This is a genomic window from Kribbella sp. NPDC104218, assembly GCF_055584105.1.
This window is the reverse complement of sequence record NZ_JBVJMQ010000002.1, coordinates 728,537-752,195: the sequence shown is the minus strand read 5'-3', so window position 1 is coordinate 752,195 and position 23,659 is coordinate 728,537. Positions and strand designations below refer to the sequence as shown.

Annotated in this window: 22 protein-coding genes; 14 read left to right on the top strand and 8 right to left on the bottom strand. The window is 69.7% G+C overall.

The genetic code is table 11. The annotated features are described in order from the left end of the window. Positions 1-80: 80 nt before the first annotated feature. Complete coding sequence (locus ACZ6ZD_RS19425; protein ID WP_465673934.1) at positions 81-1,010, top strand: alpha/beta hydrolase; 930 nt, start codon at positions 81-83, stop codon at positions 1,008-1,010. On the opposite strand, the gene mug is transcribed toward ACZ6ZD_RS19425, so the two are convergent. From mug to ACZ6ZD_RS19405, 4 genes are all read right to left on the bottom strand, one after another. Continuing rightward, positions 1,003-1,503: a G/U mismatch-specific DNA glycosylase gene (mug, locus tag ACZ6ZD_RS19420; RefSeq protein ID WP_465673932.1), complete on the bottom strand. Its 501-nt coding sequence runs from the start codon at positions 1,501-1,503 to the stop codon at positions 1,003-1,005. The genes ACZ6ZD_RS19425 and mug overlap by 8 nt on opposite strands. Positions 1,504-1,611: 108 nt before the next feature. Continuing rightward, positions 1,612-2,286, bottom strand: a complete 675-nt coding sequence (locus ACZ6ZD_RS19415; RefSeq protein WP_465673930.1) for a hypothetical protein — start codon at positions 2,284-2,286, stop codon at positions 1,612-1,614. Further along, on the bottom strand, positions 2,286-2,570 hold the full coding sequence (locus ACZ6ZD_RS19410) for a hypothetical protein (RefSeq protein WP_465673929.1): 285 nt from the start codon (positions 2,568-2,570) through the stop codon (positions 2,286-2,288). The genes ACZ6ZD_RS19415 and ACZ6ZD_RS19410 overlap by 1 nt, the downstream gene beginning before the upstream one ends. Beyond that, on the bottom strand, positions 2,567-2,881 hold the full coding sequence (locus ACZ6ZD_RS19405) for a hypothetical protein (protein ID WP_465673927.1): 315 nt from the start codon (positions 2,879-2,881) through the stop codon (positions 2,567-2,569). The genes ACZ6ZD_RS19410 and ACZ6ZD_RS19405 overlap by 4 nt, the downstream gene beginning before the upstream one ends. Positions 2,882-2,970: 89 nt before the next feature. On the opposite strand from ACZ6ZD_RS19405, the gene ACZ6ZD_RS19400 reads away from it, so the two are divergent. Genes ACZ6ZD_RS19400 through ACZ6ZD_RS19375 form a run of 6 tightly spaced genes read left to right on the top strand, consistent with a single transcriptional unit; the run spans position 2,971 to position 10,090 of the window. Beyond that, a complete protein-coding gene (locus ACZ6ZD_RS19400; RefSeq protein WP_465673925.1) occupies positions 2,971-3,501 on the top strand; it encodes a hypothetical protein in 531 nt (176 codons plus the stop codon). Between the two features lie 10 nt (positions 3,502-3,511). Further along, positions 3,512-4,678: a serine/threonine protein kinase gene (locus ACZ6ZD_RS19395; protein WP_465673923.1), complete on the top strand. Its 1,167-nt coding sequence runs from the start codon at positions 3,512-3,514 to the stop codon at positions 4,676-4,678. 49 nt (positions 4,679-4,727) lie between these two features. Further along, the gene (locus ACZ6ZD_RS19390; protein ID WP_465673922.1) at positions 4,728-5,429 is read left to right on the top strand and encodes a Clp protease N-terminal domain-containing protein; all 702 of its coding nucleotides are present in this window, start codon (positions 4,728-4,730) and stop codon (positions 5,427-5,429) included. Between the two features lie 10 nt (positions 5,430-5,439). After that, a complete protein-coding gene (locus tag ACZ6ZD_RS19385) occupies positions 5,440-6,714 on the top strand; it encodes a serine hydrolase domain-containing protein (RefSeq protein WP_465673920.1) in 1,275 nt (424 codons plus the stop codon). A 29-nt stretch (positions 6,715-6,743) separates the two neighbouring features. Beyond that, positions 6,744-8,141: an ATP-binding protein gene (locus tag ACZ6ZD_RS19380; protein ID WP_465673918.1), complete on the top strand. Its 1,398-nt coding sequence runs from the start codon at positions 6,744-6,746 to the stop codon at positions 8,139-8,141. Then, positions 8,141-10,090 (top strand): vWA domain-containing protein, encoded by a 1,950-nt coding sequence (locus tag ACZ6ZD_RS19375; protein WP_465673917.1) that lies wholly within the window; start codon positions 8,141-8,143, stop codon positions 10,088-10,090. The genes ACZ6ZD_RS19380 and ACZ6ZD_RS19375 overlap by 1 nt, the downstream gene beginning before the upstream one ends. 108 nt (positions 10,091-10,198) lie before the next feature. Here the strand turns inward: ACZ6ZD_RS19375 and ACZ6ZD_RS19370 are convergent, their stop codons facing one another. Further along, the gene (locus tag ACZ6ZD_RS19370; RefSeq protein ID WP_465673915.1) at positions 10,199-11,212 is read right to left on the bottom strand and encodes a TroA family protein; all 1,014 of its coding nucleotides are present in this window, start codon (positions 11,210-11,212) and stop codon (positions 10,199-10,201) included. A 219-nt stretch (positions 11,213-11,431) separates the two neighbouring features. Here ACZ6ZD_RS19370 and ppdK point away from each other — a divergent pair, with 219 nt between their 5' ends. Together ppdK and ACZ6ZD_RS19360 are read left to right on the top strand one after the other, a co-directional pair. After that, positions 11,432-14,083: a pyruvate, phosphate dikinase gene (gene ppdK / locus ACZ6ZD_RS19365; protein ID WP_465673913.1), complete on the top strand. Its 2,652-nt coding sequence runs from the start codon at positions 11,432-11,434 to the stop codon at positions 14,081-14,083. A gap of 308 nt (positions 14,084-14,391) precedes the next feature. After that, positions 14,392-14,673, top strand: coding sequence for a YciI family protein (locus ACZ6ZD_RS19360; protein WP_465673911.1), 282 nt, complete (start codon positions 14,392-14,394; stop codon positions 14,671-14,673). 4 nt (positions 14,674-14,677) lie between these two features. Here ACZ6ZD_RS19360 and ACZ6ZD_RS19355 read toward each other — a convergent pair whose 3' ends face one another. Continuing rightward, on the bottom strand, positions 14,678-15,898 hold the full coding sequence (locus tag ACZ6ZD_RS19355) for a hypothetical protein (protein ID WP_465673909.1): 1,221 nt from the start codon (positions 15,896-15,898) through the stop codon (positions 14,678-14,680). Positions 15,899-16,051: 153 nt separating this feature from the next. On the opposite strand from ACZ6ZD_RS19355, the gene ACZ6ZD_RS19350 reads away from it, so the two are divergent. From ACZ6ZD_RS19350 to ACZ6ZD_RS19330, 5 genes are read left to right on the top strand one after another with little or no spacing between them, the layout of a single operon-like run. After that, positions 16,052-17,578 carry a helix-turn-helix domain-containing protein gene (locus ACZ6ZD_RS19350; protein ID WP_465673907.1) on the top strand — a complete coding sequence of 509 codons (1,527 nt, stop codon included), beginning with the start codon at positions 16,052-16,054 and terminating at the stop codon, positions 17,576-17,578. A gap of 59 nt (positions 17,579-17,637) precedes the next feature. Beyond that, the gene (locus ACZ6ZD_RS19345; protein WP_465673905.1) at positions 17,638-18,255 is read left to right on the top strand and encodes a RibD family protein; all 618 of its coding nucleotides are present in this window, start codon (positions 17,638-17,640) and stop codon (positions 18,253-18,255) included. A 44-nt stretch (positions 18,256-18,299) separates the two neighbouring features. Continuing rightward, entirely contained in the window at positions 18,300-18,677 is a 378-nt protein-coding gene (locus tag ACZ6ZD_RS19340; protein WP_465673903.1) for a nuclear transport factor 2 family protein, read from the top strand. Positions 18,678-18,724: 47 nt separating this feature from the next. Continuing rightward, positions 18,725-19,957: a deoxyguanosinetriphosphate triphosphohydrolase gene (locus ACZ6ZD_RS19335; protein ID WP_465673901.1), complete on the top strand. Its 1,233-nt coding sequence runs from the start codon at positions 18,725-18,727 to the stop codon at positions 19,955-19,957. Then, complete coding sequence (locus ACZ6ZD_RS19330; protein WP_465673899.1) at positions 19,954-21,183, top strand: NAD(P)/FAD-dependent oxidoreductase; 1,230 nt, start codon at positions 19,954-19,956, stop codon at positions 21,181-21,183. Before ACZ6ZD_RS19335 ends, ACZ6ZD_RS19330 begins: the two co-directional genes overlap by 4 nt. On the opposite strand, the gene ACZ6ZD_RS19325 is transcribed toward ACZ6ZD_RS19330, so the two are convergent. Together ACZ6ZD_RS19325 and ACZ6ZD_RS19320 are read right to left on the bottom strand one after the other, a co-directional pair. Beyond that, complete coding sequence (locus ACZ6ZD_RS19325) at positions 21,169-22,017, bottom strand: TolB family protein (protein WP_465673897.1); 849 nt, start codon at positions 22,015-22,017, stop codon at positions 21,169-21,171. The two genes, ACZ6ZD_RS19330 and ACZ6ZD_RS19325, sit on opposite strands and share 15 nt — an antisense overlap. Before the next feature lie 10 nt (positions 22,018-22,027). Further along, positions 22,028-23,617: a glycoside hydrolase family 99-like domain-containing protein gene (locus ACZ6ZD_RS19320; RefSeq protein ID WP_465673895.1), complete on the bottom strand. Its 1,590-nt coding sequence runs from the start codon at positions 23,615-23,617 to the stop codon at positions 22,028-22,030. Positions 23,618-23,659 lie beyond the last annotated feature (42 nt).

Here is a 23,659-nt window from a genome sequence, read left to right as displayed (position 1 = left end):
GAACCATCGTTCTCCTAGAGTACAGGACATCGCGGAGAACGCACGTTCTCCACTTTCGGACCCGCCAGGAGGAGATTGCAATGACTGTTCTGGAGCCCGCCGCGCAGGCCTTCGCCGACGCGACCGCGAAGCCGCCGTTCCTGTTCGAGCTGGCGCCGGCCGAGGGCCGGAAGGCCGTCGACGAGGTGCAGACCACCGACTACCCGAAGTTGCCGGTCGACGAGGAGTGGATCACCGCCGCGGACGGGACGCGGGCGCGGATCATCAAGCCGCAGGGCGCGACCGGCGTCCTCCCGGTCATCCTCTACATCCACGGCGCGGGCTGGGTCTTCGGCAACGCGCACACCCACGACCGGCTCGTCCGTGAGCTGGCCGTCGGCGCCGGTGCGGCGCTGGTGTTCCCGGAGTACGACCTGTCGCCGGAGGTTCGCTACCCGCACGCGCTGGAGCAGAACTACGCGGTCGCCCGCTGGATCGTTGCTTCCGGCAAGGACCACGGGCTGGACGCGTCCCGGCTGGCGATCGCGGGCGACTCGGTCGGCGGCAACATGACCGCGGCCGTCACGCTGCTCGCCAAGGAGCGCGGCGACGTGAACTTCGTCCAGCAGGTGCTGTTCTACCCGGTCACGGACGCGTCGTTCGACACGGCGTCGTACCGGGAGTTCGCCGAGGGGTACTTCCTGGCGCGGGACGGGATGAAGTGGTTCTGGGACCAGTACACGACCGATGAGGCCGAGCGGAACCAGATCACCGCGTCACCGCTGCGCGCGACCACCGAGCAGCTGACCGGGCTGCCCCCGGCGCTGGTCATCACGGGCGCGGCCGACGTCCTGCGCGACGAGGGCGAGGCCTACGCGGCCAAGCTGCTCGAGGCCGGCGTCCCGACGACCGCCGTCCGGTTCGCCGCGATCATCCACGACTTCGTGATGCTCGACGCCCTCCGTGACACCTACGCCGCGACGGCCGCCATCGAGCTCGCGATCTCGACGCTCCGCAAGGCCCTCAACTGACGTGCTCCAGCTCGGCGAACGCCGCCGCGAGCTTGGGCAACGTGTAGTGCGCATTGAGTCCACTCGGATTGGGCAGCACCCATACCCGAGTGGACCCGATCCGCTTGTCCTGCAGGCCCATCCCGGCGTCCCGCTCCCCGAATGCGTCCCGGTACGCCGTCACTCCCACGACCGCCAACCAGGCCGGCTGATGGTCGAGTACCTTCGCCACCAGTCGCTCCCCTCCCGCCACCAGCTCGGCCCGGCTCAACTCTCCGGCCTTCGCCGACGGCCGCTCCACCACATTCGTGATTCCCAGCCTCAGGTCCAGCAGCTCGCGCTGCTCATCCGGTCGGAACTGCCGCGGCGTGAACCCGCTCAAGTGCAGTGCCGGCCAGAACCGATTCCCCGGCCGCGCGAAGTGATGTCCCGTTTCCGCCGACATCAGCCCCGGGTTGATCCCGCAGAACAGCACCCTGAGCCCCGGCCCGATGACATCCGCAATCCCGTGCACCCGGCAAACGGTAGCTAACGACATGAGGTGGTGGGTGAGAGCGGAGCTCCGCACGCGGGGCGGGGGCGCGCGGAGCGGCGCTGGGTGGACTACCTCATGTCGTTAGCGTCAGTCGTTCTGGTTGTTGAGGTTGGCGGGGAGCTGGGAAGCGATGCACGAGCGGGAAACGAAGAGCCAGATGGTTTCGCCGAGGGCGTCGACGCGGATCATCGAGGCGCCGAGGTCGTTGGTGGAGTAGCGGTAGCCGCCGGTGGCGGGGAGCGGGAAGTTGACGGGGTCGCGGAGGCGGCCGGTGCTGTAGGTCGAGTCGGTGAAGTAGTTGTAGTAGCCGGTGCAGGCGGACGGGTTGATCCGGACGATGATGGCGCCGTTGCCGGTGTGGGGTGCGGCGTCGAAGTCGCGGCCGAAGGTGCGGCGATGCGAGAGGCGCTCGCTGGTGTCGGCCGAGCAGCTGGCGGCGACCGGGGTGGAGCCGGACAGATCGAGCGCTGCCGGGACGAGGACGGCGCAGAAGTTGGAGCCGTCACCGGCGCGCCAGCGGCCGAAGTGGAAGTTGTTCGGCGTGGTGGTGTGGACGTCGAAACGGGTGCCGGCGATCGCCGTCCCCATCACGTAGCCGCAGGACTTGTTGGCCAGCCAGCCGCCCGCGGGGATGGTGCCGTGGTTGTTACAGGCCGCGGGTTTGGTGACGTTGCCTTTGGTGACGTACTGGTTCACGGCTTGCGCCGGTACGCCGATGCCCAGCAGTACGACCGCGATCGCGGCCACGAGCAGCCGGCGCATCAGCAGAACCATCCGTCCTGGACCCAGCCGTCGTGGTTGATGTCGCCGTAGGCGAACCCGAAGGCCCACTCGCCGCGGATCTCCTTGACCAGGAAGGTCTGCGGTTTGTGCAGCGTGCCCATCCGGGCGCCGCCGGGTTTGACCCGCAGTTCCAGGTCGACCGCGCAGACGGTCTCGCGGACGCCGACGGTCCCGTTGGCGGCGTGGGCCGGAACCGCGGTCAGTGCGGTTCCGGCGGTCAGCAGGGCGGCGGTGAGTGCGGTGATCCGCACGGCGCGGTTCACCAGCTTCCCCAGCCGCCGAGGCACTCGTACCGGACGAAACCCCAGTCGTTCGGGCCGAAGTCCTGGATCGAGGCCCAGCCGTTGTACACCGGGTGCTTACCGCGAGTGTGGCCGACCTTGTTGCCGTTCTCCAGGGTGCGGATCCGGTTCACCGGGCCGGGGATCGCGAAGTTGTAGTTCTCGTACATGGTCGCGTCCTGGCAGGTGATCACCGCGTGCTCGGGCGGCTCGACCGCGTGGGCGGTCGCGGTGCCGGTGACGAGTGCGCCGAGGGTGAGAGCGATGAGGAAGGGGGCGGTCTTCCGTGTCATCAGAACCTCCGTTGAGTTGTCATCTCTGATGACGGTAGAACGTGTCACTCAAGATGGCAACAGGTGTCATCAGTGGATACAGTGAGCCGATGGGCGCGGACCGCAGGGCCTTCTACGGCATCGCCGAGATCGCGACCGCGCTCGGCCTGAACCGGCAGCTCGTCACCGCCTGGCGCCGGCGCCGCAGCCACGGCATGCCCGAGCCGGACGGCGAGCTCTCCTCCGGCCCGATCTGGCGCGGCGCGACGATCGAGCCGTGGATCGACGTCGTCCGCTCCCAGCGGGACGCCCCCGCCCAGCCGATCAGCCCCGAGCTCGCGCTGAAAGCCGGCCGCCGGATGCTCCGGATCGCGGCTCTCCTCCTGGAGGAGCCGATCCGGCTCAAGCTGCTCAGCCAGTCCCTCGCCGAGGCCCGCGAGCTGCTGCCGATCGTGGACGACGCCGCCGACGATCAGCTCGGGCGGGCGGTTCGCCAGCTGCTCTCCCCGCTGCGCGCAACTGGTGACGAACCGGGCAATCTGCACCGTTTCCGCCGCAAAGTTCTTGCCGAGCTGGCACAGCTGACACCCCTCACCGACCTGGCAGCAGAATCCCTTCCAGAAGCTGACAGTGCAGGTTAATGTGCCCTCCGTGATCGTCGAAGTACCTGGCTACCGCCTGGCGGAGCCGCTGGGTGCGGGTGCGACAGGGGTGGTGTACGCGGCGAGCCGGCTGGCCGATGGGGGGTCCGTCGCGGTCAAGGTTGTGCATCCGGAACTGGTCAACCCGCAGTACCGTGACCGGCTGCGCCGCGAGGCCCGGCTGGCGGCGTCCGTCGTCCATCCCGGGGTCGTGCGCGTGCACGAGGTCGGCGGTGAGCGCGACCAGGCCTGGCTCGTGATGGACCGGCTCAGCGGGCCGGATCTCCAGCATTTACTGGACGACGAGGGCCCGCTGCCGGCCGCGCGCGTCGTGGCGCTACTCGGCGCGGTCGCGGACGCCGTCGACGCCGTCCATCACGCCGGCGTGATTCATCGCGACCTCAAGCCGGCCAACATCATCCTCGACGGCGACCGCCCACTGGTCGCGGACTTCGGCGTCGCGCGTCAGCTCACGAGTCTCGAATCGACCACCGGGCTCGACCTCACCGACGACGCCTGGCTGCACAGTGCCTCCGGCCCCGCGCTCGGCTCGTTGGCCGGAACCGTCGCCTACATGGCCCCCGAACAATGGCGCGGCGAACCGGTCACCCCGGCAACTGATGTCTATGCGTTGGGCGGCACGCTCCACGCGCTCCTCACCGGAAGCCGCCCCTACCCCCAACGAACCCTCCCCGAACTCGCCTACGCCGTCGCCATGCTCCCGCCTCCCATCACCGCCACTCCATACGACCCCGTCATCCAGCGCGCGATGTCCAAAGATCCCGCCGACCGATTCCCCACCGCAGCAGCCTTCGCCACCGCACTCCGCGCGGCGGAAGGAGGCGACATCCAGGCCGATGGGTCGGCTGGTCGGCTGTCCGGGCGGGCTCGCGTCGGGAGGTTGGTAGCAGGCGCGGCGGTGCTCGCCGTTCTCGGTGGGGTCGGCGCCGCATTCTTGAGCCACGGCAACGAGCCCACCGACGAGGTGCTGACAGTTTGCGCGGAAGACGCAACCGTCCGCGAGGCACCCCGCAGCCGCGTAGTAGTAGCAACCGTCTACCGAGGAGATCGCCTGACACCGATCAAACCCCGCGACGGCGACACCTGGGTCCAAGTCCGCCTCCCCGACGGCCGCACCGGCTGGTCCCTCACCGAGTTCGTCCGCCGCGGCTGCTAATCGTCAACCCAGGGTTGACGGGGCTTGGTTGTCAACCTAAGGTTGACGCATGACTCCTGGACCCGATTTGCAGCAACTCATCACCACGATCAAGGCGGACGCCGGTAGCGACGACGAGCTGCGGCAGCTCGAGACGGCGGCGGCCACCATCAGCGAACTGACCAGCACGGGCGACGCGGCGCTCGGCTTCTTCGTCGATCGGGCGCGCGGCGCGGGGAAGTCGTGGGTCGAGATCAGCGCGGTGCTCGGCGTGAGTAAGCAGGCGGCGCACAAGCGGTTCGCGGATGCGACGTCGTTCGAGCGGTTCACGCCCCGGACGCAGGCCGTCGTCCGTGCGGCCGTGGACGTCGCGAACGGGCGCAAGCAGCATTTCGTCGGCGCCGAGCACGTGTTGCTCGCGTTCTTCACGCAGCCGCAGGCAATTGCCACGCAGGTGCTCGTCGCCCGCGGGTTGACCGAGCAGGCGCTGTATCAGGCGGTGGACGCCGTCAGTCCGGTCGGTGAAGCGGCGCCCGAGCGGCCGATGGATGCGCAGAACCCGCCGTACACGCGCGGTGCGACGCACGTCCTGCAAGGTGCGGTCGCATCGGCGCTGACGCTCGGCCACAACTACGTCGGCACCGAGCATCTTCTGCTCGCGTTCTATCGCGACACCGGCGGGGCCGCGACCAAGATCCTGCAGGAGCAGGGCCTCGACGAGGACACCGCGCTGCGCGATATTCGCACCTTCCTGGACCAGCTTGCGAAGTAGGGTCGGGGGTATGCCTGACTGGTCTGCGCGGTTGAACGAATTGGCGACGGCGGCGGCGGTGCCGGGGGCGGTACTCGGGATCTGGGCGGACGACGAGTTGGTCGTCGTTCCGTTCGGGGTTCTGAATACCGAGACCGGCGTCGAGACCACGGCGGACTCGATCTTTCATCTCGGCTCGGTCAGCAAGCCGTGGACGGCGACGATGGTGGTCCAGCTCGCGGCGCAGGGGCGGCTCGGGCTGGACGACGCGGTGGTCAAATTGTTGCCTGGGGCACCGATCGACCCGCGGGTGACCGTCCGGCACCTGCTCACCCATACCAGTGGTATCGACGGCGACATCTTCACCGACACCGGTCGCGGCGACGACTGCATCGAGCGGTACGTCGAGCTGCTCGGCGCCGCGGAGCTCCTCTTCGACCCCGGTACGGCGTACTCGTACTGCAACGCCGGGTACGTCGTCCTCGGTCGCATCATCGAGGTGCTCGACAACCGCGGCTGGGATGCGTCCCTGCGCGCCCGCCTGATCGAGCCGCTCGGCCTGACCAAGACCGTCACTCTGCCGGAGGAGGCGATCCTGCATCGCGCCGCCGTCGGCCACATCATCCCCGAGGGGACGCCGGTCCAGAGCTGGCAGCTGCCACGCAGTATCGGCCCGGCCGGCACGATCGCGGCGACTGCGGGCGACCTGCTCGAGTTCGTCCGCCTGCACCTCACCGACGACCGCTACCTCGCCATGCGCGAGCCGCAGGGCGTGACGGTGACCAGCTCCGCGGATCTCGGTCTGTGCTGGCGCCTCTACGAGTGGGGTGGTCGCAGCCTCTTCGGCCACGACGGTTCGACCATCGGCCAGAAGGCGTTCCTGCGGGTCGACCCCGAGGCCCGGGTTGCCGTCTGCGTGCTGACCAACTCCGGTAACGGGGCGGCGCTCTTCGAGCCGCTCATCTCCGAGGTCTTCACCCACTACACCGGTGTCGCGCACCCGGCGCCGCCCGAGCCGATCGACGTCCCGACCGATGATCGCCATCTCGGGTCGTACGCGCGGGCGTCCGTCCAGATCGACGTCGTCCGCCGGGCCGACGGTCAGCTCGGGATCACGTTCCGCGCCACCGGCGACCGGCTCGCCTTCACCGAGAAGGCCGTCATCGAGTACGAGCTGCGGCCCACGGCGCCTGCCGACGGCAACCACTTCGTCACCCGCGATTCACCCCAGCACCCCTGGGTGCCGATCACGTTCGCCGGCACGCACGTCCTGTCCGCCGACCGATTCACGCCGAAGCTCTGCTGAGATTGGGGTGACCGAGCTAACGTCGTCACGTGACCAGTGCACCTGCTGAACTTCCTCGTACGGCCGGTGACCTTCGGGCCGCCGGTTACCTGCCGCGGTCGGTGAAGGCCGAGCTCCGCGCCAATCTGCTGAACCACCTCCGCGCCGGGCAGGATCCGTGGCCCGGCATCGTCGGGTTCACCCGGACGGTGATCCCGCAACTCGAGCGCGCGCTGCTCGCGGGCCACGACGTCGTCCTGCTCGGTGAGCGCGGCCAGGGCAAGACCCGGCTGCTGCGCACGCTGATCGGCCTGCTCGACGAGTGGACGCCGGTGATCGACGGCGCCGAGCTCCCCGAGCACCCGCTCGACCCGATCACCCCGGCCTCGATCCGGCGCGCGGCCGAGCTCGGCGACGACCTGCCGGTGGCCTGGCTGCACCGCAGCCTCCGGTACGCCGAGAAACTCGCCACCCCCGACACCTCGGTCGGCGACCTGATCGGCGACGTCGACCCGGTCAAGGTCGCCGAGGGGCGCAGCCTCGGCGACCCGGAGACCATCCACTTCGGGCTGGTCCCGCGGGCGCACCGCGGGATCGTCGCGATCAACGAGCTGCCGGATCTCGCCGAGCGGATCCAGGTCGCCCTGCTGAACGTGATGGAGGAGCGCGACATCCAGGTCCGCGGGTACACGCTGCGGCTGCCGCTCGACGTGTTGCTGGTGGCAACCGCCAACCCGGAGGACTACACCAACCGCGGCCGGATCATCACCCCGCTGAAGGACCGGTTCGGCGCCGAGGTCCGCACGCACTACCCGCTCGACATCGACGCCGAGGTGGACGTCATCCGGCAGGAGGCCGAGCTCACCGCCGAGGTCGGCGAGCCGTTGCTGGAGGTGCTCGCGCGGTTCGTGCGGCACCTGCGCGAGTCGCCCGCGATCGACCAGCGGTCCGGTGTCTCGGCGCGGTTCGCGGTCGCGGCCGCGGAGACGATCGCGGCGGCCGCGCTGCGCCGCGGCGCGATCACCGGCGAGGAGCCGGCCGTCGCGCGTCCGGTCGACCTGGACGCCGTCCCCGCCGTCCTGCGCGGGAAGCTGGAGTTCGAGCCGGGGGAGGAGGGGCGCGAGGTCGAGCTGCTCGAGTACCTGCTGCGGCGGTCGGTGGCCGACACCGCGCGCGAGCGGTTCGCCGGTCTCGACCTGTCGCCACTCGCCCAAGCTGTTGCTGACGGCAACCTTGTGACCACCGGCGAGCGGGTGCCGGCCAAGGACGTGCTCGCCGCGCTGCCGGAGCTGCCGGTGCTGCACGACGTAGCGGCCCGGGCCGGCGTCGACGCCGACGAGTCGCCCGGCCGGATCGCCGCGGCGGTGGAGCTCGCCCTGGAGGCGCTGTACCTGTCGAAACGGCTGGCCAAGGACGCCGACGACGACTCGACGGTCTACGGGGCCTGATGACGATCCCGGAAGGCTGGTCCTACGGCCCGTGGCACGACGGGCCGGATCCGCTCGCCGCGCCCGTCGACCTGCGGGACGCGCTCGACGAGATCGGGCGCGACGTGATGAACGGGTCGTCGCCGCGGTCCGCGCTGGAGGAGTTGCTCCGGCGCGGCACTCAGCGGACACAAGGCCTGGACGACCTGACCCGCCGGCTGTGGGAGCGCCGCCGCGAGATCGAGCGGCGGCACAACCTCGACGGCACCTTGCGCGACGTGCGGCGGCTCCTGGAGGAGGCGTTGGAGGCGGAGCGGCGCGAGCTGTTCCCCAACCCGTCGGACGACGCGCGGTTCCAGGAGGCGCAGCTCGACGCGCTTCCTTCGGGGACGGCGGCCGCCGTGCGCGAGCTGGCGTCGTACGAGTGGCAGTCCGCCGAGGGCCGGCAGAAGTACGACGAGATCCGCTCGCTGCTCGGCAAGGAGCTGCTCGGGTCGCGGTTCGAGGGGATGAAGGAGGCGCTGCAGCAGACCACGCCCGAGGACGTCGAGCGGGTCAACGAGATGCTCGCCGATCTCAACGCGCTGCTCGCCGCGCATGCGCAGGGGCGGGCCGAGGTGCCCGAGCTGTTCGCGGAGTTCATGGCCAAGCACGGGGAGTTCTTCCCGGAGAATCCGCGGACCGTCGACGAGCTGATCGACGTCCTCGCGCAGCGGGCGGCCGCGGCGCAGCGGATGCTGAACTCGATGACGCCGGAGCAGCGAGCCGAGCTGGCTTCGCTGTCACAGCAGGCCTTCGGGAGTCCGCAGCTGGCGCAGCAGCTCGCGCAGCTGGATGCGCAGCTGCAGTCGCTGCGACCGGGCGAGGACTGGGCGGGCTCGGCGCAGCTCAGCGGCGACGATCCGCTCGGGCTCGCGGAAGGCGCGCGGGCGATGTCGGATCTGGCCGAGCTGGATGCGTTGGCCGAGCAGTTGTCGCAGTCGTATCCCGGGGCGCGGCTGGAGGATATTGACCTCGACGCCCTGACCCGGCAGCTGGGCGATGAGGCGACGGTCGACGCGCGGCGGTTGAGCGAGTTGGAGCGGCAGCTTCGCGAGCAGGGGCTGGTCGAGCGTGCGCCGGATGGCTCGCTGCGGTTGTCGCCGAAGGCGTTGCGGCAGTTGGGTCAGACGGCGCTGGCCGACGTACTGCGGACTGCGCGCGGCTCCGGCGAGCGGGATGCGGCGAACGCCGGTGCCTCCGGTGAGCTGAGTGGGTCGTCGCGGCCCTGGCAATTCGGGGACACCCAAGCCTGGGACGTGCCGCGGACCGTTCGGAACGCCGTACTCCGAACCGCCGGGCGCGGGCCTGTGCGGCTGGACGTCGCGGATGTCGAGATCGCCGAGACCGAGCATCGGGCCCGGGCCGCGGTCGCGTTGCTCGTCGACACCTCGTGGTCGATGGTGCAGGAGAACCGGTGGCTGCCGATGAAGCGGACGGCGCTCGCGCTGCATCAGCTCATCTCGACCCGCTACCGCAACGACGCTCTTCAGCTGATCACCTTCGGCCGGTACGCCGGTGTCGTCGAGCTACCTCAGCTGATCGGCCTCGAAGGGACTTGGGAGCAGGGCACCAACGCCCACCACGCGCTCCTGCTCGCGGGCCGCCACCTGCGCCGCCACCCCGGCGCGCAACCCGTCGTCCTGATGGTCACCGATGGCGAACCCACCGCCCACCTCGAGCCCGACGGCACGGCCGAGTTCTCCTACCCGCCCGAGCCGGCCACCCTCCGCAAAACCATCTTCGAAGTCGACCGCCTGGCCAAACTCGGCGCCTCACTCACCGTCTTCCGCCTCGGCGACGACCCCCGCTTGAACGCCTTCGTCGACCTCCTCGCCCGCCGCTCCGGCGGCCGAGTCCTCGCCCCGGACGCCGACGGCCTCGGCGCCGCCGTCGTCGGCGACTACCTCCGCACCCGTCGTTCCCTTTAGGTGCCGGACGTCCCCCACTCACCAACTATCCGCAGTACCGCCCCGCCACGCTCAGCCGCGGCGGCGCAACCGCCCCCAGCGGGAGTTGGTGAGTGCTGGCGGTCCGCCTCATCGCACCCGCCGTGCCTTCCCCGGCTCCGGCGTACCTCCCGCCAAAATCTCCGCGAGCAACTCGATCCCGTCCACCACCCGCGGCCCCGGCCGCGCGAAGTAGCTGTTCGCATCCACCGCCCACACCTCGGCCCCCACCGGCATCCGCCCCAACACCCCACGCGCCTGCTCCGCCGCAGCCTCCACCCCAAACCCACAAGGCGCCACCACCACAACCTCAGCCCCCGTCAACGCCTCCCACCCCACAACCCCCGACCGCCCACCCGCCACCCCCACCAAATTCACCCCACCAGCCACCTCCACCATCTCCGGCACCCAATGCCCCGCCCCAAACAAAGGCTCCACCCACTCCACCACCCCCACCCGCTTCCCTTCGCCCACCCCGGCCCACCCACCCCGCGACCCCGCCACCCCACCAACGCCGGGCTCGCCGCCCGCGCGGCCGCCCGGGGCTGCGCTCCCGTCGACACCCGCTCCCGCGTGTCCACCGGCGGAGACGTTCCGGGTGTCGCCGGGGTGCACGCCTCCGGCGTGGAAGCCGCCGGGGAGGCGCCGCAGGCGGTCGGTGAGGTTGGTGAGGAGGGGCGTGCTGTCGCGGCCGATCGCCCTCGCGATTTGCTCGATGGAGGTGAGGATGCCGGGGAGGGTTTGGGGGTTGGTGGTGAGTAGTTGGGCGGTGCAGCCGAGGTAGGTGAGGGCTTCGGTGACGTCGGTGGTGTCGAGGGCGCAGACGGCGCAGAGGTCTTGGGTGATGACGAGGTCGGGGTCGAGGGCGCGGAGGGCGTCGGCGTGCAGGGTGTAGAGGTCCTCGCCGGCGGCCGCGCGGGCGCGGACCTCGGCGTCGATCTGGGCCGGGGTGAGGCCGGCGGGTAGTGCGGTGGTGGAGACGATCGGGCGGGTGCGGGCTTCGGCGGGGTAGTCGCATTCGAAGGTGACGCCGGCGACGTCGGCTCCGGCGCCGAGCGCGAAGCAGATCTCGGTGGCGGCGGGGAGGAGCGAGACGATGCGCACGTTTCAGACTCTAGACCCTGGGTTTGTCTTGCGTTGTCAAGGCAGGTAAGGGTTTTCCGCCTTGGGTTTGTGGGGAGGGTCACGTGTCTCGTTGTGAGACCAGTGTTCAACTGGACTGGTTTTCGGGCTTACTCTGAAAAGACGCCCCCGCCACCGGAGTCGACGGGCCAGCGGCCACCTCACCGCGTCCCAGCAGCACCCGCACCCCAGGGAGTGAACGTGCCGAAACTCGTCTACGACTTCGCCGAGGGCGACAAGTCCAAGAAGGAACTGCTCGGTGGCAAAGGCGCGAACCTCGCGGAGATGACCAATCTCGGCCTGCCGGTCCCGCCCGGGTTCACGATCAGTACCGAAGCCTGCAAGGTCTACCTGAGCACCGGCTCGGTACCGCCCGAGCTGGCCGACGAGATCGACCACCACGTCGACGTCCTGCAGCAGAAGATGGGCAAGAAACTCGGTCAGGCCGACGACCCGCTGCTGGTCTCGGTCCGCTCCGGCGCCGCGGTGTCGATGCCCGGCATGATGGAGACGGTGCTGAACGTCGGCCTCAACGACGACTCGGTGAACGGCCTGGCCCACCAGTCCGGCAACCCGCGGTTCGCCTGGGACGCCTACCGCCGGCTGATCCAGATGTTCGGAAAGACCGTGCTCGGGATGGAAGGCGACGTCTTCGAGGACGCGATCGAGGCCGCCAAACAGGCCAAGGGCACCCGCAACGACCTCGACCTGGACGCCGACGACCTGAAGGCGCTCGTCGAGACGTTCAAACAGGCCGTCCTCGACCACACCGGCCGTGAGTTCCCGCAGGACCCGCGGACCCAGATGGACCTCGCCACCGAGGCCGTCTTCTCCTCCTGGAACTCCGACCGCGCGATCCTCTACCGCCGCCAGGAGCGGATCGCGACCGACCTCGGCACCGCGGTCAACATCTGCTCGATGGTCTTCGGCAACCTCGGCATGGACTCCGGCACCGGTGTCTGCTTCACCCGCGACCCCGCCACCGGCCAGCCCGGCGTGTACGGCGACTACCTGCAGAACGCCCAGGGCGAGGACGTCGTCGCCGGCATCCGCAACACCGTCCCGCTCGCCGATCTCGAGCAGATCGACAAGACGTCGTACGACGAGCTGATGGCGATCATGGCCAAACTCGAGGGCCACTACCGCGACCTGTGCGACATCGAGTTCACCGTCGAGCGCGGCAAGCTGTGGATGCTGCAGACCCGCGTGGGCAAGCGGACGGCGGCCGCCGCGTTCCGGATCGCGACCAGCCTGATCGACGAGGGCGTGATCGACACCGACGAGGCGCTCAAGCGGGTCAAGGGCGCGCAGCTCGCGCAGCTGATGTTCCCGCGCTTCGACGGGGACGCCGAGACGGAGCTGCTCACCAAGGCGATCGGCGCGTCGCCGGGCGCGGCGTCCGGTCAGGTCGTGTTCACGTCGGCCGCCGCGGTCGAGGCCGCGGACCGCGGCGAGAAGGTGATCCTGGTCCGCCGCGAGACGAACCCGGACGACCTGCACGGGATGATCGCGGCGCAGGGCATCCTGACCAGCCGCGGCGGTAAGACGTCACACGCGGCCGTCGTCGCCCGCGGGATGGGCAAGACCTGCGTCTGCGGCGCCGACGAGCTCGACGTGAACGTTGCCCAGGGCACCATCAAGATCAACGGCACGGTCCTCGAGGCCGGCGCGACGATCTCGATCGACGGCACCACCGGCGAGGTCTTCCTCGGCGAGGTGCCCGTGGTCGCGTCCCCCGTCGTCCAGTACTTCGAGGGCACGCTGGACGCCGAAGCGGGTGACGAGCTCGTCGCCGCCGTCCACCGGCTGATCACGCACGCGGACGAGGTGCGCCGGCTCGGCGTCCGGACCAACGCCGACACCGCGGACGACGCGGCTCGCGCGCGCCGGTTCGGCGCCGAGGGGATCGGCCTGTGCCGGACCGAGCACATGTTCCTCGGCGAGCGCCGCGAGGCGGTCGAGCGGCTGATCCTGGCTTCGGACGACGCTGAGCGCGACGCGGCGCTGGCCGAGCTGGAGCCGCTGCAGCGCGGCGACTTCCTGGAGCTGCTCGGCGCGATGGACGGGCTGCCGGTGACGATCCGGCTGATCGACCCGCCGCTGCACGAGTTCCTGCCGTCGATGGAGGATCTCGCGGTCAAGGTCGCCTTGGCCAAGGAGCGCGGCGAGGACCCGGGGCGCGCGGCCGCCTTGCTGTCGGCGGTGCAGCGGCTGCACGAGCAGAACCCGATGCTCGGCTTGCGCGGGGTGCGGCTCGGGCTGGTGATTCCGGGGCTGTTCGCGATGCAGGTCCGCGCGATCGCCTCCGCCGCCGTCGAGCTGCGCGGCCAGGGCAAGGACCCGCGGCCGGAGATCATGATCCCGCTGGTCGGCGCCGTCCAGGAGCTGCACCTGGCCCGCGACGAGGTATCGCGGGTGCTGGCCGAGGTCGGCGTCGAGTGGGAGATCCCGATCGGCACGATGATCGAGCTGCCGCGCGCGGCTGTGATCGCGGACCAGATCGCCGAGGCCGCCGACTTCTTCTCGTTCGGCACCAACGACCTGACGCAGACCACCTGGGGTTTCAGCCGCGACGACGTCGAGGGCTCGTTCTTCTCCCGCTACCTGGAGAAGGGGATCTTCGCGGTCTCGCCGTTCGAGTCGATCGACACCGAAGGCGTCGGCGCCCTGGTCCGGACCGGCGTCGACCGCGGCCGGGCCGCCAAACCCGATCTGAAACTCGGCGTCTGCGGTGAGCACGGCGGCGACCCCGACTCGATCCACTTCTTCCACGAGGTGGGCCTCGACTACGTCTCCTGCTCGCCGTTCCGCGTCCCGATCGCTCGCCTCGAGGCCGGCCGCGCCGCGCTCTGAGGGCCGGCGCCAGGCCTTGACAGTGCGGCGGCGTGACGGACCGTATGAGCGTGTCCGCGCTCTCATCAGGCCCGGCGGGAAGTCGGTGACGAAGCGTCACCGGCGCCGACTTTCTGCTGCACTTTCTCTTAACCAAGGTCTTGCAAAGTACCTCGTGGGTTGGTCAGAATAACCGGGCGGGAAGGGAGTGCACCGTCGACTTTCGGGTCACTCGAACCAGCCGCTGTGGCGGCTCGTGACTCCCTCTCCCGCACCAAAATCTCGTTGTGTACAAGGCCGTATCCGATCCCCGTTGTAGGGTTCCGGGTATGGCCTTCTACGTTGTCCAGCTGCAGTTCGACCTTGCCGAGACCGACGAGCGGCTGGCGGTCCGCCCGGCCCACCGCGAGTACCTGAACGAGCTCAAGGCGGCCGGCAAACTCGTCGCCGCCGGCCCGTTCACCGACCAGACCGGCGCCCTGCTGGTGTACGACGTCGCCGATGAGGCCGAGTTGCGCGACATCCTCGCCAAGGACCCGTACACCCCGGCCGACGTCTACCAGCTCGCCCTGCTCACCGAGTGGCAGCCGCTGTTCCCGTTCACCGAGTGACGGGTTAGATCGCGCCTTCCAGATCGAGGTGGTCGACGTAGGCCCACAGCCAGACGAGCGGCGCCAGGACGAGTTCGGGGTCGCCGTCCTCGTCGGCGATGAAGATCATCGAGCCCTCGCCGTTCGAGATGTCCTCGACGACCGCCTCGCAGACGGCCAGTGACGCCTCGAAGATCAGTACCTCGGGTCCGTTCTCCCAGCGCGGCTGGGGGAGCGGGAGGACGGGCGCCTCGTCGCTGCCGCCGAGCTCGACCGAGACGCGCTGCAGCTCCTCGTAGAGATCGAAGGTGATCAGACCGGCCAGCGGGCGGCCGTCGTACCCGATCAGGTATGGGTCGTCGGCGCCTTCGCGGAAGTTGTCGCGCAGCTGGGGGAGGGCGGCCTGCAGGTCGGTCGCCTCCAGGTACGGCGCCTCGTCCAGCTCCTCGTCGTCGTCCGGCGCGCCCTGGCCGCTGCGCATCTCGTCGAACTGGTGCAGCAACTCGTTCAGCTCGTCGTGCGCTTCGCTGCCCGGCGCGCGCTGGGCGCGGCTCTCCAGATCGCGGAGGTGGTCGACCAGGTCGTCCTCGAAGTGCAGCTCGTACCGCGGCAGACCCGGCTCGCGGCCGGCGTTGATCTGCGCGACCAGCTGGGTGGAGACCGGCCCGAGCCGCTCGGCGAGCACCTCGAGCGGGGTGGTCGGCTTCTCCTCGGCGTCGTGCGCGCAGGAGTCGTCCTCGATGGCGCCGTCGCCATCGCCGTCGAGCGCGAGCAGCACCTGGAAGGCGGGGAACGCGAGCAGCGCGGCGGTCGCCATCATCCCGTCGCCGATCAGCATCAGCGGGTTGCCGCCGGCCTCGGTCCGGCGGACGTGGTCCGGCATCAGGGTCGCGGCCTGGTCGACGTTCACCTGGCTGGCCAGCGACGACAGGCCGTGGTCGGCGTCGACGCCGAGCAGCTCGACGAGCCGCTCCGAGCTCATGTCGAAATTCGACCGCAGCCAGTAGCGCAGCCAGCCGGCGTCGACCGGGTTGCCGAGCAGGTCGTTGACCCGGGCCCGGAAGTCGGCCAGGTCGGCGATCGCGAGGACGACGAGCACCGGCTCGTCACCGTCGCCGATCACCAGCGGCCGGGTGTCGCCGTCCTGGAAGCCGTCGATCACCTGGTGCAGGCTGTCGGCCGCCGCCTCCAGCGGCCACGCTTCCGCTTCGAACTCCCTCACCACCTCGGAGGTGTCGTCATACATCTGCTGGTCCTCTCCGAATGGCGGCGGGAGTTGGGTAAGTGTAGGCGGCGAGCGGCCCACCGGGGGTGCGGGGTCGACACCCCGTGACATTGGCTACGCTGGCACCGGAGGGTCGGCGCAGGGGTATCTCACATGTGAGATAAGGTCCGGCGCATGACTGATGACTACCTGAGCCGGATCGGCAATCTCATCCGGGACGCCCGCAAGCACCGCGGCTGGACGCAGACGCAGCTCGCGGATGTGCTGAACACCAGCCAGAGCGCGGTGAACCGGATCGAAAAAGGTCATCAGAACCTCACCCTCGAGATGCTCGCCCGGATCGGCGAGGCCCTCGACTCCGAAATTGTCTCTCTCGGTGGCGGTCCGGTCCACCTCCGTGTCGTCGGCGGTTTGCGGCTTTCCGGCGCGATCGACGTCAAGTCGTCCAAGAACGCCGGTGTCGCGCTGTTGTGCGCGAGTCTGCTCAACAAGGGCCGGACGACGCTGCGCAAGGTCGCCCGGATCGAGGAGGTCAACCGGCTGCTCGAGGTGCTGAACTCGATCGGCGTCCGGACCACCTGGCTGAACGACGCCGGTGACCTGGAGATCGTCCCGCCGGCGCAGCTCGACCTCGGCGCGATGGACGCCGCCGCGGCCCGCCGGACGCGCTCCATCATCATGTTCCTCGGCCCGCTGCTGCACCGCGAGGACACCTTCCAGCTCCCGTACGCCGGTGGCTGCGACCTCGGCACCCGCACGGTCGAGCCGCACATGACCGCGCTGCGCCCGTTCGGCCTGGACGTGAAGGCGACGGCCGGTGAGTACCACGCGGTGGTGAACCGGGCGATCACGCCGGTCAAGCCGATCGTGCTGACCGAGCGCGGCGACACCGTCACCGAGAACGCGCTGATGGCGGCCGCCCGGATCGACGGCGTCACCGTCATCCGCAACGCCAGCTCGAACTACATGGTCCAGGACCTCTGCTTCTACCTCGAGCTGCTCGGCGTGAAGGTCGAGGGCGTCGGCTCGACGACGCTGACCGTGCACGGCAAGGCCGAGATCGACGTGGACGTCGACTACGCGCCGTCCGAGGACCCGATCGAGGCGATGAGCCTGCTCACCGCGGCGATCGTCACCGGTTCGGAGATCACCATCCGCCGGGCGCCGGTCGAGTTCCTCGAGATCGAGCTCGCGCTGCTGGAGGAGATGGGCCTGGACTACAGCCGCAGCGAGGAGTACTTGGCCGAGAACGGCCGGACCCGCCTGGTCGACCTGACCACCCGCCCCTCGCAGCTGCACGCGCCGATCGACAAGATCCACCCGATGCCGTTCCCGGGGCTGAACATCGACAACCTGCCGTTCTTCGCGGTGATCGCCGCGAAGGCGACCGGGCAGACGCTGATCCACGACTGGGTCTACGAGAACCGCGCGATCTACCTGACCGACCTGAACAAACTCGGCGGCCGGGTCAAGCTGCTCGACCCGCACCGGGTGATGGTCGAGGGCCCGACGCACTTCTCCGGTGCCGAGATCATGTGCCCGCCGGCCCTGCGTCCCGCCGTCGTCACCCTGATCGCGATGATGGCCGCCAAGGGCACCTCGGTCCTGCGCAGCGTCTATGTCATCAACCGCGGCTACGAGGACCTGGCCACCCGCCTCAACTCCCTCGGCGCCCAGATCGAGACCTTCCGCGACATCTAGTCAGTCATCCGGAGAAGCCGTCACCGTCGACTGTCGGTGGCGGCTTCTACCGTTTTCCCATGCGGCCCCACGTAGTAGCCCAAATCGCCGTCTCCCTCGACGGCCGCACCACCGGCTTCGACGCCGACTTCGCCCGCTACTACGCCATGGCCACCCTCTGGCAAGAAGACGTCACCCTCATCGGCGCCGACACCATCCTCGCCCAAGAACCCGCCCTCCGCGCCGGCGCACGGGACGTCCTGGGCCGAGCCGCAGCGGCTGCTGCCGGGCCGGTGTTGGCTGTGGTGGATGGGCGGGGGCGGGTTGGGTGTTGGGAGGTGTTGCGGGGGCTGGGGTATTGGTCGGAGGTGTTGGCGTTGTATGCCGATCAGACGCCGGCGCGGGCGCCGGATGCGACTACTCGGGAGCTCGTGACCGGGTATGAGCAGGTCGACCTCGAAGAGGTTTTGCGGGTGTTGGGGAAGCGCGGGGCGGAGGTCGTGCGGGTGGAGTCGGGTGGGGGGTTGGTGCGGGGCTTGTTGGAGTTGGGGTTGGTGGATGAGCTGGCGTTGCTGGTGCATCCGGTGGTGGTGGGGGCGGGGGAGCCTTGGTGCGGGGCGGGCGGGGTGCGGTTCCGGCATGCCGGAACCGAGGTGTTCAGCGGCGGGATCGTGTGGTCCAGGTATTGCCTTGACTAAACTGGGTACACTGTACCTAGTTTCAGATTCGAGGAGGAGAAGGCTTGTCCGAAGCGAGTGTGCGGGAGTGGTTCGAGCGGTACGACGCGCTGGCGGCGGCGCGCGATTACGCGGGGATGGCCGACCTGGCGCTGTTCCCGCTGAACGAGGTGTCCGACGACGGCAAGGGGACCGGCAGCGCCACCCAGATCGACCGGGCGGCGTACCTGGCGCAGATGGAGCAGGTGATGGGCGGCGGCGGTGAGTTCAGCTTCGACGTGACGCGGACGCCGCATTTCCTGTCCGACGCGCTCGTCTTCGTGATCACCGACGGCACGATGACCTACGAGGGCCAGACCCAGCCGGTCCGGTACGGCGACCTGCTGGTCAAGGTCGGCGGCGACTGGAAGTTCCAGACCATGGCGCAGGGCGGCTGGGGTTAACCCGAACGTTCCGAAACTGTCGGTCGGCCCCGTTACTGTGAGCAGTGATGAGGAAGCAGCACGAGTGGTACGACGAGCATGACGCCGAGCGCTGGGTCGCGGAGCCGGTCAAACGACCGGGCCGGACGGCGTTCGCGCGTGATCGCGCCCGCGTGCTGCACAGCGCGGCGCTCCGGCGGCTGGCGGCCAAGACACAGGTCGCCACCGCCGGCAGCGACGACTTCGTCCGGAACCGGCTGACCCACAGCCTGGAGGTCGCGCAGATCGGGCGCGAGCTGGCCTCGACCCTCGGCTGCGATCCCGACATCGTCGACGCGGCCTGCCTGTCCCACGACCTCGGCCACCCGCCCTTCGGTCACAACGGCGAGCGCGCGCTCGACACGCTCGCCGCCGGGATCGGCGGTTTCGAGGGCAACGCGCAGACCCTGCGGCTGCTGACCCGGCTGGAGTCGAAGACCTTCGACGCGGCCGGCCGCAGCGTCGGGCTGAACCTCAGCCGCGCCACGCTCGACGCCTCGACGAAGTACCCGTGGGCCCGGCGTCCGGGGGAGCGGAAGTTCGGGGTGTACGACGACGATCTCGCGGTCTTCGGGTGGTTGCGCCCGGGGGTCGGCGAGCGGCGCTGCCTGGAGGCCCAGGTGATGGACTTCGCCGATGACGTCGCCTACTCGGTCCACGACGTCGAGGACGGCATCGTCGCGCGGCACATCGACCTCGCCGCGATCGACGCCGACCGGGCGCCGTACTGGGAGACCGTCCGGCGGATGTACTTGCCGGAGGCAACCGATGCTGAGCTCGACGAGAGCTGGCAGCGGCTGACCAAGCTGCCGTACTGGCCGGTCGGCCCGTTCGACGACAGCCGCCGCGCGCTCGGCGGCCTGAAGGATCTGACCAGTCAGCTGATCGGCCGGTTCGCGACCGCGGCCGAGCAGGCGACACATGCCGTCTTCGGCCGCTCCCGCCTGATCCGCTACGAGGCCGACCTCGTCGTCCCGGACGGCGTCCGCGTCGAGATCGGCCTGCTCAAGGGCATCGGCATGTTCCACGTGCTGAACTCGCCCGAGCGGCAGGCCCGCCGCGCCTCCCAGCGCGAGCTGCTCACCGAGCTGGTCGAGACGCTCTGGAAGACCGGCCCGGCCCACTTGGACGCCGCCCTCCGCGCCGACTTCCTCGAAGCCGCCGACGACGACGCCCGCCTCCGCGTGATCATCGACCAGGTCGCCTCGCTCACCGACCCATCTGCCCTCGCCTGGCACCACGCATTAGTCTCGAAGGTATGACCTCTGACCCCATCGTCATCGTCGGTGCGAGCCTCGCGGGAGCGACCGCGGCCAAGACCTTGCGGAAGGAGGGGTGGAGCGGCGGCGTCGTCCTGATCGGCGCCGAGACCGACCTCCCCTACGAGCGACCGCCGTTGTCGAAGGATGTCCTGCTCGGTAAGAAGGGGCCGGAGTCCGCCCAGCTGCACGACGAGCAGTGGTACGCCGATCAGTCGATCGAGCTCCGGCTCGGGACGACGGTCACCGCGGTCGACACCGCCGGGCACACCGTCACGTTGGAGGACGGTTCCCAGCAGGCCTACTCGAAGCTGTTGCTCGCGACCGGGAGCCGCGTCCGTCGCCTCGACGTACCGGGTGGCGACCTGCCCGGCATCCACTACCTGCGGACGGCGGAGCAGTCGCAGGAGCTGACCGACGCATACGCCGCGAAGCCGCGGGTGGTTGTTGTCGGCGCCGGCTGGATCGGTCTGGAGGCTGCGTCTGCGGCCAAGGAGCGTGGCTGCGAGGTGACTGTGGTGGCGCCGCAGTCGACCGTGCTCGCCTCGGTGATGGGTGAGCAGGTCGGCGAGCTGTACGCCGAGCTGCACCGCAAGCACGGGGTCGTGTTCCGCTTCGGTGCGCGGGTCGAGGGCTTCGAGGGCACCGACACGGTGACCGGCGTCCGGATCGCCGACGAGGTCCTGCCGGCGGACCTGGTGGTGGTAGGCGTCGGCGTCCAGCCGAACCTGGAGCTTGCTGAGGCTGCCGGGCTCGAGATCGCTTCCCCGGCTGAGGGCTCCGGTGTCGTCGCCGGCGCCGACCTGCAGACGTCCGCCGCGGATGTCTACGCCGCGGGCGACATCGTGCGCTGGCAGCACCCGAAGCTCGGCCGTTCGCTCCGCGTCGAGCACTGGCAGAACGCGAAGGACACCGGCGCGGTGGCCGCGAAGGCGATGCTCGGCCAGGAGGTCGTGCACGATGCGCAGCCGTACTTCTTCACCGACCAGTTCGACCTCGGCATGGAGTACGTCGGCGACGTCCCGCGCGACACGTCGTACGAGGTCGTCCTGCGCGGCGACCCCGCCTCGGGCGCCTATCTCGCCTTCTGGCTGGACGACGACCGCCACGTCCTGGCCGGTATGCACGTCAACGTCTGGGACGCGACCGACGGCATCCGGGCCCTCATCGGCAAGCAGGTCGACCCCGCCCGCCTCGCCGACACCTCGATCGAGCTAGCGGACGTCTAACGGATAAGCCACGTACGCGAAGGCGGTGCTGTCCGGGGACCAGCTCGGCACGTTCATCGTGCCCTGGCCGCCGAACAGCGTCGCCAGCTCGCGGATGCCGTCGGGGGTGAGCAGCCGGACGCGGACGTCCTCGATATCGGCCGGGTGCCCTTCGGTGCCGGGCGGGAAGCTGACGTAGGCGATCGACGAGCCGTCGGGCGCCGGGTGCGGGAACCAGTTGACCCGCTCGTCGTCGGTCAGCTGCTCGGCGACGCCGTCCGCGATCCGGAACAGCTGCGCATGCCCGGCGCGCTCGGAGTTGAAGTAGATCCACTTCCCGTCCGGCCCGTACTCCGAGCCGTCGTCCGCGTGCTCGTCATCGGTGATCTGGACGTCGGCGCCACCCGCGGCCGGGATCGTCCAGACGTTGGTGATCCGCCGGCCGTCGACCGGCTCCAGGCCGATGTAGGCGAGCGTCGTCCCGTCCGGTGAGATGCCGTGCAGGTAGTGCCGGAAGTCGGGCCCGCGATCGTTGGTCACCCGACGCCCCGGCCCGCCGGCGAACGGAACGGCGTACAGGTGACCGTCGGCGGCCGAGACATAGACGGTCGCGCCATCCGGGCTGACCACATGGTCGTTGTTGATATCCGGGACGCCGCCGAGCTCGATCTCGGTCAACCCGCCGTCGACCCGGAACAGCTTCCCGTTCCCGTTGACGATCAGCTCGCCGTCCGGCGTCCAGTTCGGCGCTTCGAACAGCACGTCGTCCGAGCTGAACACCAGCCGGGACGCGCCGCTCGCGACCTCGACGACATACAGCTCGGACCGTTGACCGGGGCGCAGAGTTCGGGGCACGGTCGCAAACCTAACCGACGCAGCCCGGGCCGGGCAGGGACAGCTCAGCCTGCAGGACGTCGAGATACGCACAACCGTCGCGCTCGTTGGGCTCGATCACGCCGCCCTCGTGCCATTCGTTCCACGCGTACAGGTAGAGGTGGTTGTCCACCGTGGACGGCCGTCCGGACGTGCGCATGTCGGACGCCGCGGCGCGCACCGCCTGGCGGAAACCTTCGATCGACTGATCCGGCATCCAGCGAATGGCCTTCACGTCGCGGGTCTCGATCGGATACCGCGGCCGCTCGTCGAAGTCGGCCAGCACGCAGCGGCCGTACGGACCCGTCGGCGCCTGGCGGTAGAACTTCGTCTGGTCGCGCAGGTAGGTCGCGTACGAGCGCGACTCGATCGACGGGCCGTCGGTCGTGCAGTACGGCGCATCCGCGCCCGCGTTCGTGACCTGTTGCGGGTCGAAACCCGCCTGGTTGATCATCACGTACAGGTCCTGGCCGGACTTCGCGCGGACCGCGTCGACGAACTGCTTGACCTGCGCGTTGCTGCCGTCGCCGAGCCCGCGGGCGTCGCAGATGTTCAAGATCTTCCGGCCGTCGTTGGTCCGCAGCGTGTTGTCCTGCTGCAGGTACCGCGCGAGGTTGGCGGCGACCGCGTCGTACTGGGCGACCGGGATGTTCAGCGGCGCGTACGGGTGCGCGCAGACGCCGATCGTGAAGTCGATCTTGTTCTTGTTCGACGCCTGCAGGAACGCTTCGAGCGCGGCGTCGGTCAGATCCTGCCGCTGCTTCTTGCTGTCCCAGTAGTAGTAGAAGTTGAAGAAGCTCAGCCCGGCGGACGTCGCCTGGTCGATGTGCTTCTCCAGCGTCGCGGGCTGTGAGTCGTCGTAGTACCCGATCGTGGGTTTGAGATTCGACCAGTCCTCGCCGGGCCAGTTGTCGGTCGCGTACGGCGTCCCGGCGTGGAAGTCGCGGACGCCGCCCCACCAGTCGTTGTCGCGGCCGTACACCTCTTTCGTGCGAGCGATGATCGTCGGGTGGCCGCCGGTGTGGAACATGCCGAAGTACACCGCGCCCGCGCGGATGGACGTCGGACGCACGTAGCCGACCGGACCGTCGAGGCGGTAGCCGGCGTTCAGCAGCTCGGTCGTGCGCGGCTCGGGCGCGAGGCGCCACTCTTTGCCGTTGCTGAAGCGGCGGAGCTGGACGAGCCCGGGACCGGGGCGGGCATCGACGTACCCGGCGATGCCCTCGTTGACCCAGCCCTTGCGGACCAGGGTGTCGCGCTCGTTGAGTGACGCGGTGAAGAGCCAGCGGGAGGCGCTCGCGGTCGGCTTCAGCCGGAACAGCGGTGTCGATCCGTCCTTCGGTTCGCGGCCGACGAAACCCGTCGTACCGGACTGGCGTCGGTAGCCGGCCGCAACAGCGGCATCCAGCTCCCGTGCGTCAGCGGTGTAGAGGCGGCCGACGCCGCCGGGAGAGACCAGCTCGACGAACGGCCGTGGGTGGCTCGGCCGGGCCGCGGCGGTGGCCGGCTTCTCGCCGGTCAGCACGAGGGTCGAGGCGAGCAGGGCGGCGGTCAGAACGAGCAGCCCAAGAGTGCGACGCACTTGTTTGTCCTCCCGTGGATGGGATCGGTTGCGGAGGATCGT

Coding starts and splice junctions, on each gene's coding strand:
- ACZ6ZD_RS19425 (WP_465673934.1), top strand. CDS start 81: ATGACTGTTCTGGAGCCCGCCGCGCAGGCCTTCGCCGACGCGACCGCG.
- ACZ6ZD_RS19415 (WP_465673930.1), bottom strand. CDS start 2,286: ATGCGCCGGCTGCTCGTGGCCGCGATCGCGGTCGTACTGCTGGGCATC.
- ACZ6ZD_RS19405 (WP_465673927.1), bottom strand. CDS start 2,881: ATGACACGGAAGACCGCCCCCTTCCTCATCGCTCTCACCCTCGGCGCA.
- ACZ6ZD_RS19400 (WP_465673925.1), top strand. CDS start 2,971: ATGGGCGCGGACCGCAGGGCCTTCTACGGCATCGCCGAGATCGCGACC.
- ACZ6ZD_RS19390 (WP_465673922.1), top strand. CDS start 4,728: ATGACTCCTGGACCCGATTTGCAGCAACTCATCACCACGATCAAGGCG.
- ACZ6ZD_RS19385 (WP_465673920.1), top strand. CDS start 5,440: ATGCCTGACTGGTCTGCGCGGTTGAACGAATTGGCGACGGCGGCGGCG.
- ACZ6ZD_RS19375 (WP_465673917.1), top strand. CDS start 8,141: ATGACGATCCCGGAAGGCTGGTCCTACGGCCCGTGGCACGACGGGCCG.
- ACZ6ZD_RS19360 (WP_465673911.1), top strand. CDS start 14,392: ATGGCCTTCTACGTTGTCCAGCTGCAGTTCGACCTTGCCGAGACCGAC.
- ACZ6ZD_RS19355 (WP_465673909.1), bottom strand. CDS start 15,898: ATGTATGACGACACCTCCGAGGTGGTGAGGGAGTTCGAAGCGGAAGCG.
- ACZ6ZD_RS19350 (WP_465673907.1), top strand. CDS start 16,052: ATGACTGATGACTACCTGAGCCGGATCGGCAATCTCATCCGGGACGCC.
- ACZ6ZD_RS19345 (WP_465673905.1), top strand. CDS start 17,638: ATGCGGCCCCACGTAGTAGCCCAAATCGCCGTCTCCCTCGACGGCCGC.
- ACZ6ZD_RS19335 (WP_465673901.1), top strand. CDS start 18,725: ATGAGGAAGCAGCACGAGTGGTACGACGAGCATGACGCCGAGCGCTGG.
- ACZ6ZD_RS19330 (WP_465673899.1), top strand. CDS start 19,954: ATGACCTCTGACCCCATCGTCATCGTCGGTGCGAGCCTCGCGGGAGCG.